At 68.8% G+C, this 16,593-nt stretch carries 18 protein-coding genes; 6 read left to right on the top strand and 12 right to left on the bottom strand.

Features of this window, described 5'->3' with window-relative positions; translation table 11 throughout:
- Nucleotides 1-7 precede the first annotated feature (7 nt).
- Both A5760_RS17580 and A5760_RS17585 read right to left on the bottom strand, forming a co-directional pair.
- Nucleotides 8-991: a hypothetical protein gene (locus tag A5760_RS17580; RefSeq protein WP_064883033.1), complete on the bottom strand. Its 984-nt coding sequence runs from the start codon at nucleotides 989-991 to the stop codon at nucleotides 8-10.
- Nucleotides 988-2,004, bottom strand: coding sequence for a Ppx/GppA phosphatase family protein (locus A5760_RS17585; RefSeq protein WP_064883035.1), 1,017 nt, complete (start codon nucleotides 2,002-2,004; stop codon nucleotides 988-990). Before A5760_RS17585 ends, A5760_RS17580 begins: the two co-directional genes overlap by 4 nt.
- A 119-nt stretch (nucleotides 2,005-2,123) precedes the next feature.
- On the opposite strand from A5760_RS17585, the gene A5760_RS17590 reads away from it, so the two are divergent.
- Both A5760_RS17590 and A5760_RS17595 read left to right on the top strand, forming a co-directional pair.
- Nucleotides 2,124-2,918 carry a hypothetical protein gene (locus A5760_RS17590; RefSeq protein WP_064883037.1) on the top strand — a complete coding sequence of 265 codons (795 nt, stop codon included), beginning with the start codon at nucleotides 2,124-2,126 and terminating at the stop codon, nucleotides 2,916-2,918.
- A gap of 136 nt (nucleotides 2,919-3,054) precedes the next feature.
- Nucleotides 3,055-3,552 (top strand): NUDIX hydrolase, encoded by a 498-nt coding sequence (locus tag A5760_RS17595; protein WP_064883039.1) that lies wholly within the window; start codon nucleotides 3,055-3,057, stop codon nucleotides 3,550-3,552.
- Here A5760_RS17595 and regX read toward each other — a convergent pair.
- The 6 genes from regX to A5760_RS17625 all read right to left on the bottom strand — a co-directional run bounded on the left by regX (nucleotide 3,549) and on the right by A5760_RS17625 (nucleotide 9,515).
- Nucleotides 3,549-4,232, bottom strand: coding sequence for a two-component sensory transduction protein RegX (gene regX / locus A5760_RS17600; protein WP_064883041.1), 684 nt, complete (start codon nucleotides 4,230-4,232; stop codon nucleotides 3,549-3,551). The two genes, A5760_RS17595 and regX, sit on opposite strands and share 4 nt — an antisense overlap.
- Complete coding sequence (locus A5760_RS17605; RefSeq protein WP_155764359.1) at nucleotides 4,229-5,452, bottom strand: sensor histidine kinase; 1,224 nt, start codon at nucleotides 5,450-5,452, stop codon at nucleotides 4,229-4,231. Before A5760_RS17605 ends, regX begins: the two co-directional genes overlap by 4 nt.
- 153 nt (nucleotides 5,453-5,605) lie before the next feature.
- On the bottom strand, nucleotides 5,606-6,355 hold the full coding sequence (locus tag A5760_RS17610) for a phosphoglyceromutase (protein ID WP_064883045.1): 750 nt from the start codon (nucleotides 6,353-6,355) through the stop codon (nucleotides 5,606-5,608).
- Between the two features lie 25 nt (nucleotides 6,356-6,380).
- The gene (locus A5760_RS17615) at nucleotides 6,381-6,905 is read right to left on the bottom strand and encodes a YbjN domain-containing protein (RefSeq protein WP_064883047.1); all 525 of its coding nucleotides are present in this window, start codon (nucleotides 6,903-6,905) and stop codon (nucleotides 6,381-6,383) included.
- The gene (gene mshA / locus A5760_RS17620) at nucleotides 6,902-8,176 is read right to left on the bottom strand and encodes a D-inositol-3-phosphate glycosyltransferase (protein ID WP_064883049.1); all 1,275 of its coding nucleotides are present in this window, start codon (nucleotides 8,174-8,176) and stop codon (nucleotides 6,902-6,904) included. Before mshA ends, A5760_RS17615 begins: the two co-directional genes overlap by 4 nt.
- A gap of 61 nt (nucleotides 8,177-8,237) precedes the next feature.
- Nucleotides 8,238-9,515, bottom strand: a complete 1,278-nt coding sequence (locus A5760_RS17625; RefSeq protein WP_231122659.1) for an ROK family protein — start codon at nucleotides 9,513-9,515, stop codon at nucleotides 8,238-8,240.
- A gap of 236 nt (nucleotides 9,516-9,751) precedes the next feature.
- On the opposite strand from A5760_RS17625, the gene A5760_RS17630 reads away from it, so the two are divergent.
- Nucleotides 9,752-10,501 (top strand): SDR family NAD(P)-dependent oxidoreductase, encoded by a 750-nt coding sequence (locus A5760_RS17630; RefSeq protein WP_064883051.1) that lies wholly within the window; start codon nucleotides 9,752-9,754, stop codon nucleotides 10,499-10,501.
- On the opposite strand, the gene A5760_RS17635 is transcribed toward A5760_RS17630, so the two are convergent.
- Together A5760_RS17635 and A5760_RS17640 are read right to left on the bottom strand one after the other, a co-directional pair.
- A complete protein-coding gene (locus A5760_RS17635; RefSeq protein WP_196772121.1) occupies nucleotides 10,485-11,861 on the bottom strand; it encodes a L,D-transpeptidase in 1,377 nt (458 codons plus the stop codon). The genes A5760_RS17630 and A5760_RS17635 overlap by 17 nt on opposite strands.
- 32 nt (nucleotides 11,862-11,893) lie before the next feature.
- Nucleotides 11,894-13,000, bottom strand: coding sequence for a UDP-N-acetylmuramate dehydrogenase (locus A5760_RS17640; RefSeq protein WP_064883055.1), 1,107 nt, complete (start codon nucleotides 12,998-13,000; stop codon nucleotides 11,894-11,896).
- A 26-nt stretch (nucleotides 13,001-13,026) separates the two neighbouring features.
- Between A5760_RS17640 and A5760_RS17645 the strand changes: the two genes are divergently transcribed.
- The 3 genes from A5760_RS17645 (at nucleotide 13,027) to A5760_RS17655 (ending at nucleotide 15,517) form a co-directional block, all read left to right on the top strand.
- The gene (locus A5760_RS17645) at nucleotides 13,027-13,551 is read left to right on the top strand and encodes a DUF2505 domain-containing protein (RefSeq protein WP_064883057.1); all 525 of its coding nucleotides are present in this window, start codon (nucleotides 13,027-13,029) and stop codon (nucleotides 13,549-13,551) included.
- Nucleotides 13,552-13,640: 89 nt separating this feature from the next.
- Nucleotides 13,641-14,474, top strand: coding sequence for a carbon-nitrogen hydrolase family protein (locus tag A5760_RS17650; protein WP_064883059.1), 834 nt, complete (start codon nucleotides 13,641-13,643; stop codon nucleotides 14,472-14,474).
- Nucleotides 14,471-15,517, top strand: coding sequence for a DUF2993 domain-containing protein (locus A5760_RS17655; protein ID WP_064883061.1), 1,047 nt, complete (start codon nucleotides 14,471-14,473; stop codon nucleotides 15,515-15,517). The genes A5760_RS17650 and A5760_RS17655 overlap by 4 nt, the downstream gene beginning before the upstream one ends.
- An 18-nt stretch (nucleotides 15,518-15,535) precedes the next feature.
- Here the strand turns inward: A5760_RS17655 and deoC are convergent, their stop codons facing one another.
- Nucleotides 15,536-16,213, bottom strand: a complete 678-nt coding sequence (deoC, locus tag A5760_RS17660) for a deoxyribose-phosphate aldolase (protein WP_064883062.1) — start codon at nucleotides 16,211-16,213, stop codon at nucleotides 15,536-15,538.
- Nucleotides 16,213-16,572, bottom strand: a complete 360-nt coding sequence (locus tag A5760_RS17665) for a DUF2599 domain-containing protein (RefSeq protein WP_064883083.1) — start codon at nucleotides 16,570-16,572, stop codon at nucleotides 16,213-16,215. Before A5760_RS17665 ends, deoC begins: the two co-directional genes overlap by 1 nt.
- Nucleotides 16,573-16,593: the final 21 nt, after the last annotated feature.

Below are 16,593 nucleotides of genomic sequence, written 5' to 3' on the forward strand. Positions count from 1 at the left end.
GTGCCGCTTAGCCCGATTGCAACGACAGTGCCAAGGGCCCCAGGGTGATCAGCGCACCCACCGCGACCGCGATCAACGTGCTGGCGATGTCCTCGGTCTTGCGAACCACCCGCACCCCGGCCACCAGGCCCAGGATGACCAGCACCGATAGCACCAGCGCCACCAGGCTGTTCCAGCGCCACAGCTGGTCGAAGGCCACGAACAGCCCACCGCCGAACGCGACGGCCAGCATCGACTGCAGCACGACCACGCCGCCGCGCCACACCGCGTCGAATCTGCCCTGCTCCGGGTGAGCGTCCGCGCCGGCGTCGGCGTGCCGGTCCTCGAGATCGAGGTGCTCGTCGCCGCCGAGCACTCCGGCCGGCAGCGGCCCCGAGCCGTCCTCGTCGTCCTCGTCATCCCCGGATCGCAGGAAGGAGCGCACGTAGGCGGAGTCCTCCAGCGCCGGTTCGGCCTCGCGCACTTCGGAGTCCATGACGTCCACCGGGACGTCGCCGTAGTGGTCCAGCGGGTCGAAGCTCATGTCCTCGGCCCCTGAGCCGGCCTGGCCGGTGCCGTTGGCGGACGAGCCCGGGCCGGCTTCGGGCAACGGCCGCGGGTATTCGCTGCGCTCGGGCCCCGGCGCGCGCTTGGGCTGCGGCGGTGACTTGGGCCAGCGCGGCTCGGGCTCGGACCAGTAGGGCGCCTTTGGCTCGGCTTTGCTTACCGGTTCGGCCTCCCGGGCGGCGGGCTCGGCGGGCGGGGCTGCATCGACTGCGTCGATCGTGTCCGTGGCTTCGTTGGCGTTGCTTCCGGTTTCGTCGTCGTCATCGCGGATCGCCGGGAGGTCGCCGGTCAGTTCGGCGACGGTCACCGAGTCGCTGTCGCCGCGCCGGCGGCGACGCCGCCGGGTGACCGCCGGGGCGCCGATGGTTCCGTTTCTTGCCAGCAACTCGGCAACCGAGATGGGCCGGGTGCCGGGGCTCTCTGCCTCGAAGTGCGGTCCGGTCATGGTTTGTCGCCTCTCGATCGGTTCTGATTCCGATCAACTACCTGACCTCCAGCATTGCGCACCGAAGGCTCCATGAGGGCCGATCCGTCGGCTTCGCTGTCGAGTTTGCGCAAGATGAGACCTTCCCGTAATGCCCACGGGCAAATATCCACTGATTCGATCGACAGCGCTCGCATACTTGCCTCCGCCACCAGAGCACCCGCAACGATCTGCGGTGCCCGTTCGGCGCTCACTCCTTCCAGTTCTGCCCGGTCAGCGGTCGTCATCCTAGAGATGAAAGATATGAGTTGCCTGAGGCCGTTTGCTGTGAGCGTCCTTTTGACCCGCGGTCCAGCGCCCGAGGGCGCCGCACCAGTGAGCCGCGCCAGCGAGCGGAAAGTCTTCGATGTCGCCACCGTCAGGTCGGGACCACCCGCCTCGAGGATGTTCACGGTGGCTTCGGAGAGCTCGGCGTCCAGCCAGTCCCGCAGCATCGCCACCCGGCGCCGGCCCGGGGGATCGTCGGGCAGCCACTCGCGGGTGAGCCGTCCGGCGCCCAGCGGCAGCGACAGCGCGACCTCCGGCTCCTCGTCCACGCCGCTGGACATCTCCAGCGAGCCGCCGCCGATGTCCAGGTTGATGATGCGGCCCGCGCTCCACCCGTACCACCGGCGCACCGCCAGGAAGGTCAGCCGCGACTCGTCGACCCCGGTCAACACCCGCAGTTCGACGCCGGTCTCCTTGCGCACCCGGCTCAGCACATCCTCGGAGTTGCCGGCGTCGCGGACCGCGGATGTGGCGAACGCCATCAGCTCCGCGCAGCCCGAACTGTCGGCGATCTTGGCGAATTCGTCGATCGTGGAGATCAGCTTCTCGGCACCGCGTTTGGTGATCTTGCCGGCGCTGTCGGTGGCCTCGGCCAGACGCAGAGTGGCTTTCGTCGAACTCATCGGGGTCGGATGACCGCCGCGGTGGGCATCGACCACCAGCAGATGCACCGTGTTGCTGCCCACGTCGAGAACGCCCAATCGCACGTAAACAACCTAACGAAGGCTCGGGGGCGGTGCTTTGCGCGACCCGGTTAACCCGCCGTGATCGCCGCCATAGGGACCCCGAGTGTCAGCGGCTCGGATGGGCCGAAGCGTGGTCTAACGTGGAACACGTGGCGAATTCGCACCCGGAACCGGGACAAGAGGTCGAGCTGGACTTCGCCCGCGAATGGGTGGAGTTCTACGACCCCGACAACCCCGAGCACCTCATCGCGGCGGACCTGACCTGGCTGCTCTCCCGATGGACCTGCGTGTTCGGCACCCCGGCCTGCCGGGGCACGGTGGAGGGCCGGCCGGACGACGGGTGCTGCTCGCACGGTGCGTTCCTGTCCGACGACGACGACCGCGCCCGCCTGGACGACGCGGTGCAGAAGCTGACGGACGCCGATTGGCAATTTCGCGAAAAAGGGTTGGGCCGCAAGGGTTATCTGGAGCTCGACGAGCATGACGGCCAGCCGCAGTACCGCACCCGCAAGCACAAAGACGCGTGCATCTTCCTGAACCGGCCGGGTTTTGCGGGCGGCGTCGGCTGCGCACTGCACAGCAAGGCTCTCAAGCTGGGTGTGCCGCCGCTGACCATGAAGCCGGATGTGTGCTGGCAGTTGCCGATCCGTCGCAGCCAGGAGTGGGTGACGCGGCCCGACGGCACCGAGATCCTCAAGACCTGGGTCACCGAATACGACCGCCGCGGTTGGGGTTCCGGCGGCGCCGACCTGCACTGGTACTGCACCGGTGATCCCGCCGCTCATGTCGGCGCCAAGCAGGTGTGGGAAAGCCTGGCCGACGAACTCACCGAACTGCTGGGCGCAAAGGCGTATTCCGAGCTGGCCGCAATGTGCAAGCGCCGCAGCAAGTTAGGACTTATCGCGGTGCACCCGGCGACTCGCATCGCCGAGTAGCCGCACACTTCAGGCTGAAACCCGGTAAGCCGCGGTCGGCGACGGGAGCAGGCGATGGACGACGAAAAGCGATCGGCCGCCGCCCCACGGTGGCGTGGCACGGCAGGGCCATCCCCTCGTGTGTTAAGAACGGTGCGTGCCGGTCCCCGAATTCATCGTCGAGCTTCGCCGCTCCATCGGCCATGCACCGCTGTGGCTGCCCGGCATCACGGCAGTGACGATCAGAGATCGAAAAGTGTTGCTGGTCAAGCGATCCGACAACGGTGCGTGGACGGCCGTGACGGGGATCGTAGAGCCGGGCGAGAATCCGGCGGACTGCGCGGCGCGCGAAGTGCGCGAGGAGACCGGGGTCGGCGCGCGAGCCACCCGCCTCGCCTGGGTGCATGTGACCCGACCGGCCGTGCACGCCAACGGTGATCATGCCCAGTACCTGGACCACGTGTTCCGGATGGACTGGCTGTCCGGGGAGCCCTATGCGGCCGACGACGAGAGCACGGCGGCCGCGTGGTTCGACCTCGCCGACCTTCCGCCGATGACGGCGGACATGCGTCGGCGTATTACGTTGAGCGCCAACGACGATGGCCGGACCGTCTTCGACATCACCGATCCGCCGCCGACGGAGCCGTCCGGCTAGCCTTCGAGCTTGTAGCCCAGCCCCCGCACCGTCACCAGGTGCACCGGGTTGGCCGGGTCGGATTCGATCTTGGACCGCAGCCGCTTGACGTGCACGTCGAGTGTCTTGGTGTCGCCGACGTAGTCGGCACCCCACACCCGGTCGATCAACTGTCCGCGGGTCAGCACCCGGCCGCTGTTGCGCATCAGATACTCAAGAAGGTCAAACTCCTTGAGCGGCAAGGTGATCGCATCGCCATTTACCGAGACGACGTGACGTTCCACATCCATCCGCACGGGGCCGGATTCGAGCACGCCATCGCTGATCTCGGAATCGTCGTCACCGCCACGGCGCAACACCGCCCGGATCCGCGCGATCAACTCGCGCGCCGAATACGGCTTGGTCACATAGTCGTCGGCACCGAGTTCGAGACCCACAACCTTGTCGATCTCGCTGTCGCGGGCGGTGACCATGATCACCGGCACGCTGGAACGCGCCCGCAGTTGCTTGCAGACGTCGGTGCCGGAGATTCCGGGCAGCATCAGGTCGAGCAGCACAATGTCGGCGCCGCCCCGATCAAACTCGGCCAGCGCGGCCGAACCGTCAGTCACCACGGTGGCCTCGAAACCCTCCTTGCGGAGCAGGAAGGCCAGCGGATCGGCCAGCGACTCCTCGTCCTCCACGATCAGCACACTGGTCATCGACTTAGTTCTTCCTCTCGTTGTGAGCGGTTGGGCCGCACATCGCGACCCTGTGCTTGCTCGGATTCATCATGGTCCTGATCAGACGCCATGGCAGCCGGAATGGAAAGGGTGAATGTCGATCCGGTTCCGGGTTTGCTCCATACGCCGATGCTGCCGTTGTGGTTGGCCGCGACGTGCTTGACGATGGCCAGGCCCAGACCGCTGCCGCCGGTGGCGCGTGAGCGTGCCTTGTCGCCTCGGAAGAACCGCTCGAAAACCCGCTCCTGGTCTTCCAGGGCGATTCCGATGCCGCGGTCGGTCACCGCGATCTCGACGTTGTCGCCGCGGCGGCGGCGACTGATCGACACCGGCGAACCCGGCGGCGAGTAGGCGATGGCGTTGGACACCAGGTTGGCCAGGGCGGTCACCAGCAGCGTCTCGTCGCCCAGCACCCGCAGACCGCTTGGCGCGTCAGTGCGCACCTCGATATCGGTGTTGTCGGCTGCCACCTTGTGGCGCGAAATCGCTTCGCCCACAACCTGATCGACGTCGACCTCGATGACGGTGGGCAGCCGTTCGGCACCCTGCAACCGGGACAGCTCGATCAGCTCGGCGACCATGTCGCCCAGCCGGTTGGCTTCGACGAGCACCTTCTCGGCGAACCGCCGCACGGTTTCGGAGTCGTCGGAGGAGGCCAGCAGCGCCTCGGCGAGCAGCGCCATGGCGCCGACCGGGGTCTTGAGCTCGTGGCTGACGTTGGCCACGAAGTCGCGCCGCGTCGCTTCCATCCGCGCGTAGTCGGACTGATCGTGGGCGAAGACCACGGCGAATCGGCGGTCTTCTTCGCTGAGCAACCGGGCCTGGCCGTGCACCGAGAGCCCGGATCGGCCGCCCGACCGTTTCGCCGGCTGCAGGTCGAATTCGACGTCGACGCCGGTCAGGGCCTGCTGCGCCGCCTGCCAGGCCTGGTCATCGAGCTGACGATCGCGCACCAGGCCCAACTCCTTGGCCCGGTCATTGAGGTAGACGACGTCGCGATGGGCGTCCACCACCGCCGCGCCCAGCGGCATCAGCGCCACGATGCGTTGCAGCATCTGCGCGACGGTGATCCCGGTCCACTCGACCCGCTGGCGGCGCTGCACCGCCCGCGGTGACAGCCGGATTCCGACCAGTACACCTGCGGTCAGCGCCAGCGCGGACAAAACCCCGGCCAGCAACAGCGCCGAGAACACAGTCACATAGCAAATCCTACAAATCTTCCTGAACGCTGCCCTAGCGGAACGAGGCCAAAATCGGACAAGTCACATTTTGCGCCACAGGTGTTCCGCTTCCGTTCACGCGATGTTCGGCTAAATGGGCCTTTATCTCGCAAAACGACGAGTGCGCCGGCGTCAGCCACGCCCCTGGCTGGCAACCGCGGCGGCGCCGGCAGCGGCCGCCTCCGGGTCCAGATAGGTGCCACCGGGCACCACGGGCCGCAGGTCAGCGTCCAGGTCGTAGCGCAGCGGGATGCCGGTCGGGATGTTCAATCCGGCGATCTCGTCGTCGGACACCTGGTCGAGGTGCTTGACCAGGGCCCGCAGCGAGTTGCCGTGCGCGACGATCAGCACCGTCTTGCCGCTGCGCAGGTCCGGGACGATGACGTCGGTGAAATACGGCAGGAAACGCACGACCACATCGGCCAGGCACTCGGTGAGCGGGCCGCCGCCGATGTCGGCGTACCGGGGATCGGTGTCCTGGCTGTAGGTGCTGCCCTTCTCGATGGGCGGGGGCGGCGTGTCGTAGCTGCGCCGCCAGGCCATGAACTGGTCCTCGCCGTAGCGGGCCTTCGTCTCGGCCTTGTCCAGCCCCTGCAGCGCCCCGTAATGACGCTCGTTGAGGCGCCAGGTGCGACGCACCGGAATCCACAGCCGGTCGGCGGCGTCCAGCGCCAGGTGCGCGGTGGAGATGGCCCGGCGCAGCAGCGAGGTGTAGAGGATGTCGGGCAGCAGGTTGTTCTCGGTCAGCAACTCACCGCTGCGCACGGCCTCGGCCCGGCCCTTCTCGGTGAGGCCGACGTCGACCCAACCGGTGAAGAGGTTCAGCGAGTTCCATTCGCTTTCGCCGTGGCGAAGCAGTACCAGCGTGGCGGTGTCACCCATGCCGGCTAGTCTCTCACGCACTCATTCAGCGGTTGTCAGCGTCATCGTCGTCATCGTCGATCAGGTGAGCGAAGGCCTCCAGGTTCTTCAGCGACTCACCGCGAGACACCCGCCACTCCCACTCTTTCTGGATCGACGAACGAAAACCCAACTCCAGCAACGTATTGAAGTCCGAATCCACCGCTTCGAGCACCTGCCCGAGCACCCGGTCGAGTTCGTCGGCGTCCACCGAGGCCAGCGACATGCGGCCCACCAGATAGATGTCCCCGACGTTGTCCAGCGTGTAGGCCACGCCGTAGAGGCGGCGGTTGCGCTTGAGCAGGAAACGGTAGACGCCTTCGTGGTTCTCGTCGGGCTTGCGGCACACGAACGCCTCGACCCGCACCGAATGCTCGCCGACGCTCAGGATGGTGTTGGTCTTGAGCTTGCGCTCGCCGGGCAGTTCCACCACCAGTCCCGACAGACCACCGTGTGCGCCAGCGTGTTTCGAGTAGTTCAATCCGCTGGCCTGCAGGGCGTCCTCGATCACGCGCTCCACCGTGGCGGTCATGCGCCCACCTCCCGGCGCTCGGCGGTGTATTCGCGGATCGCGCGCCGATAGCTGGCCAACAGCGCATCGGTGGTGTGGTCCCAGGAGAACGTGGCGGCGTGCGCGGCGGCCGCGCGGCCCATCTCCTCGGCTTGCGGCGCGGGCAACCGCAGCAGCCGGCCCAGCGCATCCGCCCACTGCCCGACGTCGTGCCCGGCCACCAGCGTGCCGGTCATCCCGTCCTGCACGGCCACCGGCAAACCGCCGACCGCGGCCGCGGCCACCGGCGTCCCGCACGCCTGCGCCTCGAGGGCGACCAGGCCGAAGGACTCCGAATAGCTGGGCACCGCAACAAGATTGGCCGCCTGGAACAACGTGGCCAGATTCGGGCGCGACTGCGGGGGCAGGAACGTCACGCGCTCGGCGATACCAAGTTCGTCGGCCAGCCGCACCAATCCGTCCGGGGAGGCCAGCCCGCTGCCCGAGGGCCCGCCGGCCACCACGATGCGCACGCCGGGCAGTTGCGCGGCGGCGCGCAACACGATGTCGGGCGCCTTCAGCGGCTGGATCCTGCCGACGAACGCCACGATGTCTTCGTCGAGCGGTAGCCCCAGTTCGGCCCGGGCGGCCCTGCGGTCGCCGGGGCGGAACATGTCGAGATCCACTCCGGGATGGACGATGTCGATCCTCGCCGGGTCGGCATGGTGAATCGAGATCAGTTGCTTGGCTTCGTCCTCGGTGTTGACGATCAGCCGGTCTGCCTCGTCGACAACCTGCTGCTCGCCGACCGTGCGCAGCGGCGGCTCGGGCGAATCCCCCTCGGCCAGCGCCGCGTTCTTGACCGCGGCGAGCGTGTGCGCGGTGTGCACCAACGGCACCGCCCAGCGGTCCCGCGCCAGCCAACCGACCTGTCCGGACAGCCAATAGTGCGAGTGCACGATGTCGTAGTGGCCCGGCTCGTGCGATGCCTCGGCGCGCAACACTCCGGCCGCGAACGCGCACAGCTGGGTGGGCAGGTCGTATTTGTCCAGGCCCTCGAATGGGCCCGCGACGACATTGCGGACCAGCACCCCGGGCGCCACCCGCGCGACCGGCGGGTCGGCGGAGGCGGTCGCGCGCGTGAAGATCTCGACCTCGATGCCCCGCCGCGCCAGGTGCAACGCGGTCTGCAGCACGTAGACGTTCATGCCGCCCGCGTCGCCGGTGCCGGGCTGGGCCAGTGGTGAGGTGTGGACCGCCAACACTGCGACCCGGCGCGGCTCATTCAGCCGCAAAACGTCGTCGTGCCGCACCCTGTCATCTTTACAGGATGGCGCGCCGGCCAGCCCAAGCGCGCTGGACACTACAGTCGCGTCAGGCGGACGACTCGTCGCGAGCGGCGTCGTGCAGCCGGGCATCCAGCGCCCCGGCGCGCCGCATCCCACCCAGCGGGTCGGCGTACAGCCCGGACAGCGAGACGGTTCCCGCGCCGGCCTCCTGCACCCGGTTGCCGAAGGTGGTGAGGCGGATGTCGCGGGGCCCCAGCACCGAGCGTTCCGCGAAGGCCGCCTCCACCTGCTCCATCGCCTCGGGGTACTCGGTGAAAGCCTGGCCGCCGACCACCAGCTCGTCGGGGTTGAGCATGTCGCGCAGCAACGCCACCGCCTCGCCGAGCACGCGGCCCCGCTCGGCGAGCAGGTCCTTGGCCTGCTGGTTGCCGGCCCGCGCCACCCGCAGCAGATCGGAGATGCCGCTGGCGGAGCCGTTCGCACGGTTCGCTGGGGCGAACGGCAGGATGCGTTGCTGGCGGGCGACGGCCACGACGGCCTCGTCGCTGACGGTCGACTCCAGCTGACCGGTGCCGCCGAGCAGCTCGGAGTGGGCCGGCAGGGTCGCGATGGTGCCCGGACCGCTGGCCGGGACGTGCACCCGCCCGCCGATCACCAGCGCGTAGCCCACGGTCTCGCGGGCGTAGACGTACAAGCTGGTCGGCGAGCTGGGCAGGAAGCGCCGCATGCCCAGCAGCAGCTCCGCGCCGGCCATGGCGTCGACGTGCGAGGCCACCGAGACCGGCAGGCCCAGCGCGTCGGCCAGCACCTGCCCGACCGGCGCCTGGCGCCAGCCCAGCCGCGGGTGGTCCACCTGGCCGGTGGCGCTGTCGACGGTGCCACCGATGGCGACCCCGACCCACAGCGGCCGTCGCCGATGCCAACGCCGCAGGTAGCGGCGGGCGCTGTCGGCCAGCGTCGCCAGCGCGGGGCCGGCCGGGTTGCGCGGTGTCGGGGTCTCGACCGTGTCGAGGGTGCGCCCGAACAGGTCGGTGGCCACGATGCTGGTGGTCCGCGCACCGATGTGGATGCCGAGCGTCACGAACGGCTCGTGGTTGACCTCCACCGGCACGCGCGGGCGGCCGATGGCGCCGGAGACGGCCAGGTCGGCGCGCTCGCGCAGCAGGCCTGCTTCCAGCAGTGCGATGACCTGACGGTTGACCGTGGCGATGCTCAGCGAGGTGACGCCGGCGATGACGTCACGGCCGACCGGGCCGCGCAACCGCACCGCCCGGAAGACGGAGGCGGCCGCCGAGTCGGGGATGTTCAGCGCCGGCGGCACGATCTGCCGGCGCACCGGGCGGGGGCCCTTTTGACCAGGCAGGTGCCCGACGGCACGGCTGGGCGAATGATGGGTATGGGTGAGGGTATTCGTACGCACGAGCGTCCTTTTTGTCCGATTTTCGCTGGCCGTCTTGGCCACACCTGGCTGGGTTCAGGAGCGGCAAAGTGCGCAGCAACAACACGCACCCGCCGCGCACAGACACGCGGCGGTGGTGGTGTTGGACAGGGCGCTAAGGAGCACACGCAAAATCTAGCACGTTCATTAAGGTTGTTTCGATGGTTAAAACTGGCAGGAATAAACGAGTCGCAGTGATTACCGGGGCCAGCTCGGGGATCGGCGCAGCAACCGCCCGCAACCTGGCTGCGCAGGGCTTTCACGTCGTCGCGGTGGCACGCCGCGCGGACCGGATTGAGGCCCTGGCCAGTGAAATCGGCGGTACCGCCATTGTGGCCGATGTCACAGATGGGGCATCAGTCGAAACATTGGCGAGCAAATTGGACCGCGTCGACGTGCTGGTCAACAACGCCGGCGGCGCCCGGGGCCTGGCGCCTGTCGCCGAGGCCGAACTCGAGCACTGGCAGTGGATGTGGGAGACCAACGTGATCGGCACGCTGCGGGTCACCCGCGCGTTGCTGCCCAAGCTGATCGACTCCGGCGACGGGCTGATCGTCACAGTCACTTCCGTTGCGGCACTTGAGGTTTACGACGGCGGCGCCGGATACACGGCGGCCAAACACGCTCAGGGGGCGATGCACCGCACGCTGCGCGGCGAGCTACTGGGCAAGCCGGTCCGGCTGACCGAGATCGCCCCGGGCGCGGTCGAAACGGAATTCTCGTTGGTCCGCTTCGACGGCGACCAACAACGCGCGGACGCCGTCTACACCGGCATCACACCGCTGGTGGCCGAAGACGTGGCCGAGGTGATCGAGTTTGTCGCCTCGCGGCCCTCGCACGTCGATCTGGACTTGATCGTGATGAAGCCGCGCGACCAGGCCACGACCTCCCGGTTTAACCGCCAGGGGTAGCCGGGCCGGTGCTGGCCGGGGACGTCGTGGTGGTCGGGGTGCCCGACAGGGTCGGCGCGTTGGACGGCGTGACCGGCGCGGTGACGGGAATCTGGCTGCCCGGCGGATGTGCGCTCGGCGGCGGCAGCGCGGACATGGCCACCCAGGTGTCCCAGTCCACGGCCCAGTCCCAGAGGTCGCCGTCCGAGTAGGACAGCTGGATCGTGCTGCCGGTCACCTCGACCGGGTCGCCGTAGATTGCCGACTGGAAGTACTGCTCGGCGTCGCCCGTCGACAGGTTGATGCAGCCGTTGGTGACGTTGGTGTTGCCCTGGGCGCCGGAGCTCGCCGGGTTGGCGTGGATGAACTCCCCGTTATTGGAGATCCGCACCGCCCAGCGTTCGTGCACGTGGCTGTAGCCGGCGGCCGGGTTGGACATGTAGAAGTCGGCGTACTTTTCGCTGACCACGTGGATGCCGTTGCGGGTGACGTTGCGCGCCTTGTCCGCCTCGCCGTAGCTGCACGGGAAGTCCATGATGACGCCCTCGTCGCGGATCACCTGGATGCGGTGCGATGTGACCTCGGCCTTGACCACTTGCCGGCGGCCGATCTGGATGTTCAGCGAAATGTCGTCGGCGCCGTAGGCGTTGTCGCCGAACGGCAGGCCGTAGAGCTTGGCGTCGACGTTGACCGTGGTGCCCGCCGGGTAGTACTCGCGAGTGCGCCAGTGCGCCCGGGCACCGGCCGCCTCGTCGGGTAACCAGGCCCAGCTGCCCTCGACGGGCGGATTCGTGGTAACGGTGAGCGCCTTTTCCACGGCGGCCTTGTCGCTGATCGGCGCGTCGAACTGGATGATGATCGGCGCCGCGACCCCGACGGTCTGACCGTCGCCGAGCTGGAATGAGCCGCCGATCTTCTTGGTGGGCGACACCGTGGTGAACTTGCCCGCCACCGGGACCGCCTTGCCGTCGTGCCCGACGGCCGAGCCGCTCCACGTGTAGGTCTGGTCGTAGCCCAGCGGCTCGGAGGTCGTGTAGACGGTGCGGTCCTGATTGAAGGCGCCAGCGACGGCCTTGCCCGACGAGTTCGACAGCGTGACGTGCTGGAACCAGCCGTCGTTGACCTCTACGCTGACCGGGGCGATCGGCACCACGTTGTCGGTCGCGTTGGCGGGCTGATACTTGAGCTGCGGTGCGGGCTGCTCTTTCTTCTCGGCCTGGTTCGCGGTCGTGCCGCCGCAGGCGGCCAGCACGTTGGGGGCGAGTACACCCAACCCCAGGGTCGCCAAAGCCGCACGCCGGTTGAACGGCCGCGGGGCGCGGGACGGGGTCACGAAAATCAAAGATACCGGGGAAAATCGGGCAGTCCGGCCACCACAAATCGGCGCCGCGCGCGCGTCGGCAAATTTTGCGGCTACAGCCTGCAGCCGAGCAGGACGGGTTCGGGGACCAGTGTGATGGCAAACACAGCCCGCACCCCGTCGCGCACGGCGCGAGCCAGCGCAATCACGTCTTCGGAGCCGGCGCCGCCGCGGTTGGTCAACGCCAGTGCGTGCTTGGTGGACAACCGGCACCGGGCGGTCGCGTCGTCCGGATAACCCTTGCCGAAGCCGGCCCGTTCCACCAGCCAGCCGGCGGCCAGCTTGACCCCGTCGGGCGCCGGGTAGTTCGGGACCGGACCGCCGACGGACGCGGCCAGCCGCTCGTAGACGTCCGGGGTGACCACCGGGTTGGTGAAGAACGAGCCCACGCTCCAGGTGTCGTGGTCGGCCGGGTCGAGCACCATGCCCTTGCGCGCCCGCAGGGCCAGCACGGCGTCGCGGACCGCTAGCGGGTCGGCGCGCTCGCCGGCGGCCACGTTCAGCGCGCTCGCCAGCTCGCCGTAGCGCAACGGCGCGCTGCGCCCGGATGCGTCCAGCGCGAACTCCACTTCCAAGACGACAGAAGGGATTTCGAGTCCGCTCTCGCCGCCGCGTTTGAACACGCTGGTGCGGTAGCCGAAGCCCAGCTCGCTGCCCGGCACCCAGTGCACCTCGCCGCTGCCGCGATCGAGCACCCGGACCCGGGTGATGGTGTCGGAGACCTCGGCGCCGTAGGCCCCGACGTTCTGCACCGGGGTGGCCCCTGCCGAGCCGGGGATGCCGGACAGGCATTCCAGTCCGCCGAGACCGTGCTCGATGGCGGTCACCACGACGTCGTCCCACACCGCGCCCGCCTCGGCGCGCACCAGGTTGCCGTCGACGGTGATGCCGGCATTGGCCAGCCGCACCGCGGTCAGGCCGGTCAGGGCGTCGGAGATCACCAGGTTGGAGCCGCCGGCGAAGACCAGCACCGAGTCGCGTTGCCCGCCGGGCGCTTCGGCGTCCAGCTGCCGCAGGGTGGCGATCACCTGTTCGCTGGTCATGCAGGTGATCAGGCGACGTGCGGTCGGTCCGACCCGCAGCGTGGTCAGTGGCGCCAGTGGCGCCGCGTCGGCCACCGGCGCACCGGCGAACTCCGAACCGGCTCCGCTGGAATTCATGGCCCGTAACGGTAGCCTGACCTGCTATGCCGCGTTCATTCGACTTGTCGGCCGATTACGACGGCAGTGTTGACGAGGTGCACCGCGCCTTCACGGATGCGAATTACTGGCGCGCCAGGCTGGCCGGGTCTGGCGTCGACGTCGCCACGCTGGAGTCGATGCGGGTCGGCGGCGAGTCCGGGAACGACGACACCGTCGAGGTCGTCACGCTGCAGGTGATCCGCAGTGACAAGCTCCCCGGGATGGTCACCCAGCTGCACAGCGGTGACCTGTGCATCCGGCGCGAGGAGGCGTGGGGGCCGGTCACCGGCGGCGCCGCGTCGGGGTCGGTCGTGGGTTCGATCGTGGATGCACCGGTGAACCTGACCGGCTCCGCCGTCCTGGAGCCCATCGAAGCGACCGGCGGCGCCCGGCTGACGTTCCGCGCCACCGTGCAGGTGCGCGTCCCGATCATCGGCGGCAAGCTGGAGAACATCATCGGCACCCGGCTGGCCGAACTGATCGCCGACGAACAGCGCTTCACCACGGAGTGGCTCGCCAAATCGGCCTGAGGCTTTCGACCGAGCCTGAGCTGCATTGCCCAGCTCCTCCGCCCGCCGCCATAGCGGCGCGCATCGTCGCCCGGCCTAAGCTGGCGCTCATGCGAATCGCCTTGGCGCAGATCCTCAGCGGCACCGACCCGGCAGCAAACCTGCGGCTGGTGGACGAGTACAGCCGCCGGGCCGCCGATGCCGGCGCGACGCTGGTGGTGTTCCCCGAGGCGACGATGTGCCGGTTCGGTGTGCCGCTGGGTCCGGTGGCCGAGCCGGTCGACGGGCCCTGGGCCGACGGGGTGCGCCGCATCGCGGCCGATTCCAACATCACCGTCGTCGCCGGCATGTTCACCCCGTCGGGCGACGGGCGGGTGAAGAACACGCTGATCGCTGCCGGTCCGGGCGGCTCCGCCGAGGCGGACGCCCACTACGACAAGATCCACCTCTACGACGCATTCGGCTTCACCGAATCCCGCACGGTCGCGCCGGGACACGACCCGGTGGTGATCACGGTCGATGGCGTCCGGGTGGGGCTGACGGTTTGCTATGACATTCGTTTCCCGGCGCTCTACACCGAGCTGGCCCGCCGCGGCGCCCAGCTGATCGCGGTGTGCGCGTCCTGGGGTTCGGGTCCCGGCAAACTCGATCAGTGGACGCTGCTGGCCCGGGCCCGCGCGCTCGATTCGATGAGCTACGTCGCGGCGGCGGGTCAGGCCGATCCCGGTGACGCGCACGGATCCACGTCGGGGGCGCCGACCGGGGTGGGGGGCAGCCTGGTGGTCTCGCCCCTGGGCGAGGTCGTCGCGTCGGCCGGCTCGAACCCGCAGCTCGTGGTGGCCGATATCGACGTCGACAGGGTCGCCGAGGCCCGCAAGAGCATCGCAGTCCTTAGCAACCACTCGGACTTTGCTCAGGTTGATAAGGCAGAATCGGTCGGGTGACGAACCCACAAGGACCACCCAACCCGGACCCGTCGCAGTGGGGCCGTCCCTCCAACCAGGGACCTTTCGGCCAGCCGCCAACCGAGCGGCCGACCGAGCGGATAAGCACCGGCGGGCCGGGTCACGTACCCCCGCCGCCGCCTCCCGCTCAAGGCCCCCCACCGGGGCAGACCGAGCGATTCGGGACGCCCCAGCCGAACATGCAGCAGCCCGGCTACCCGCCACCGCCGACCCCGCCCGCGGGTCCGACCGAGCGCCTGGCCACTCCCCCGCACGACGACGCGACACCGGGGAAGAAGAAGCGCCGCTTCGGCCGTGACCCGGTATCCGTCCTGCTGATCTTCATCATCGTGATCGCGCTGATCATCGCCGGGCTCATCGGGGCCGAGCTGTACGTGCGCCACGTCGCGGACACCAAGGTCGCCCAGGCGGTGGCGTGTGAGGTCAAGGACCAGGCCACCGCGTCCTTCGGGGTGACGCCCCTGATGCTGTGGCAGCAGGCGACCAAGCACTACACCAACATCTCGGTGCAGACGGCCGGCAACAACATCCGCGACGCCAAGGGCATGAAGCTCTCGATCAACATCAACGACGTCCGCCTCAAGGACACGGGCAACTCGAAGGGCACCCTCGGCTCGCTGGACGCCACCATCGACTGGACCACTGACGGCATCAAGCAGTCGGTGCAGAACGCGATCCCGGTGCTGGGCCCGTTCGTCACCAACACCGTGACCACGCATCCCGCCGACGGCACCATCGAGTTGAAGGGCATGTTGGACAACATCACCGCCAAGCCGGTGGTGTCGGGCACCGGATTGCAGCTGCAGATCGTCAGCTTCAACGCGCTCGGCTTCACCATGCCCAAGGAGTCCGTGCAGTCGACGCTGGACGACTTCACCTCAAACCTGACCAAGAACTACCCGCTGGGTATCCACGCCGACAGCGTGCAGGTCACGGATAAGGGTGTGACAAGCCACTTCTCGACGCGGAACGCCACCATTCCGAACGGCAACGACAACGACCCCTGCTTCGCCAACCTCTGACGGCGAGCATCTAGTCCATCAGCCGAGGCCGTCGAGCACTCTCCGGGTGCCCGACAACCCCAACCGGGTGGCGCCCGCATCCAGCATGGCGAGCGCGTCCTCGGCGGTGCGGATGCCGCCGCTGGCCTTCACCCCGAGGCGCCCACCGACCGTCTCGGCCATCAGCGCGACCGCGCGCACGGATGCGCCGCCGGCCGGATGAAAACCGGTTGACGTCTTGACGAAGTCGGCGCCGGCGTCTTCGGCGGCGCGGCATACCTGCGCCAGCGTGGGCTCGTCGGCGAGCGCGAGCAGCGCGGCCGACTCCACGATCACCTTGAGCACGGCGCCGCCGATCGCGCCGCGCACGGCGTGGATATCGGAGCGCACCGCGTCGAGGTCGCCGGCCAGCGCCGCCCCGACATCGATGACCATGTCGATCTCGCAGGCACCGGACGCGACGGCCAGGGCCGCCTCGTGTGCCTTCACCGCCGGGAGGTGCTTGCCGGACGGGAAGCCCGCGACGCCGGCCACCCGCACGCCGGCGCCGGCTCGCACCGCGACGGGAACCATCGACGGCGAGACGCACACCGCGTAGACGCCGAGTTCGGCCGCTTCGGCGACCAGGGCGGCCACGTCCGCGTCGGTCGCTTCGGGTTTGAGCAGGGTGTGGTCGACGAACGCCGCCAACTGCGCTCGGCTGGGTTGGGTTGCCATCAGAAGGATTCTTCCGGACCGCCGGGATTGCACCCGGAGGCGACCATTTCGTTGTCGTCGACGACCGGTCGCCAGGGCTCCAGGTTCCAGCTGACCTTGCCGGGCTGGGCGAGTTCGGCGAACTGCCAGTGGCAGACGAACTGCGCGCGCATGCCTGCGGTGTCGGCGTCGGGCGACAAGGCGAGCACCTCGGACCAGGCCTCGTCGACCAGCGCCGTGGCGGCGGGGATCCTCGAGGCGGCCCGGCCGGCCGGCGACGGGAAGACCCGCAGGCTGCTTCGACCCTGCCACTGCGCCCACTGGGTGTGGTCGATGTCGTTCGGAATGGTGGCGTTCCGCGTCGAGAAGTGGCTTGTCACACCCTTATCCGTGACCTGCAC

The organism is Mycobacterium colombiense (assembly GCF_001665835.1).
GTDB lineage: Bacteria > Actinomycetota > Actinomycetes > Mycobacteriales > Mycobacteriaceae > Mycobacterium > Mycobacterium colombiense_A.

Bases quoted from the DNA above. Each gene is read 5' to 3' on its own strand.
- regX (WP_064883041.1), bottom strand. From the start codon at position 4,232: ATGACCAGTGTGCTGATCGTGGAGGACGAGGAGTCGCTGGCCGATCCG.
- A5760_RS17645 (WP_064883057.1), top strand. From the start codon at position 13,027: ATGCCGCGTTCATTCGACTTGTCGGCCGATTACGACGGCAGTGTTGAC.
- A5760_RS17650 (WP_064883059.1), top strand. From the start codon at position 13,641: ATGCGAATCGCCTTGGCGCAGATCCTCAGCGGCACCGACCCGGCAGCA.
- A5760_RS17615 (WP_064883047.1), bottom strand. From the start codon at position 6,905: ATGACCGCCACGGTGGAGCGCGTGATCGAGGACGCCCTGCAGGCCAGC.
- deoC (WP_064883062.1), bottom strand. From the start codon at position 16,213: ATGGCAACCCAACCCAGCCGAGCGCAGTTGGCGGCGTTCGTCGACCAC.
- A5760_RS17580 (WP_064883033.1), bottom strand. From the start codon at position 991: ATGACCGGACCGCACTTCGAGGCAGAGAGCCCCGGCACCCGGCCCATC.
- A5760_RS17630 (WP_064883051.1), top strand. From the start codon at position 9,752: ATGGTTAAAACTGGCAGGAATAAACGAGTCGCAGTGATTACCGGGGCC.
- A5760_RS17640 (WP_064883055.1), bottom strand. From the start codon at position 13,000: ATGAATTCCAGCGGAGCCGGTTCGGAGTTCGCCGGTGCGCCGGTGGCC.
- A5760_RS17610 (WP_064883045.1), bottom strand. From the start codon at position 6,355: ATGGGTGACACCGCCACGCTGGTACTGCTTCGCCACGGCGAAAGCGAA.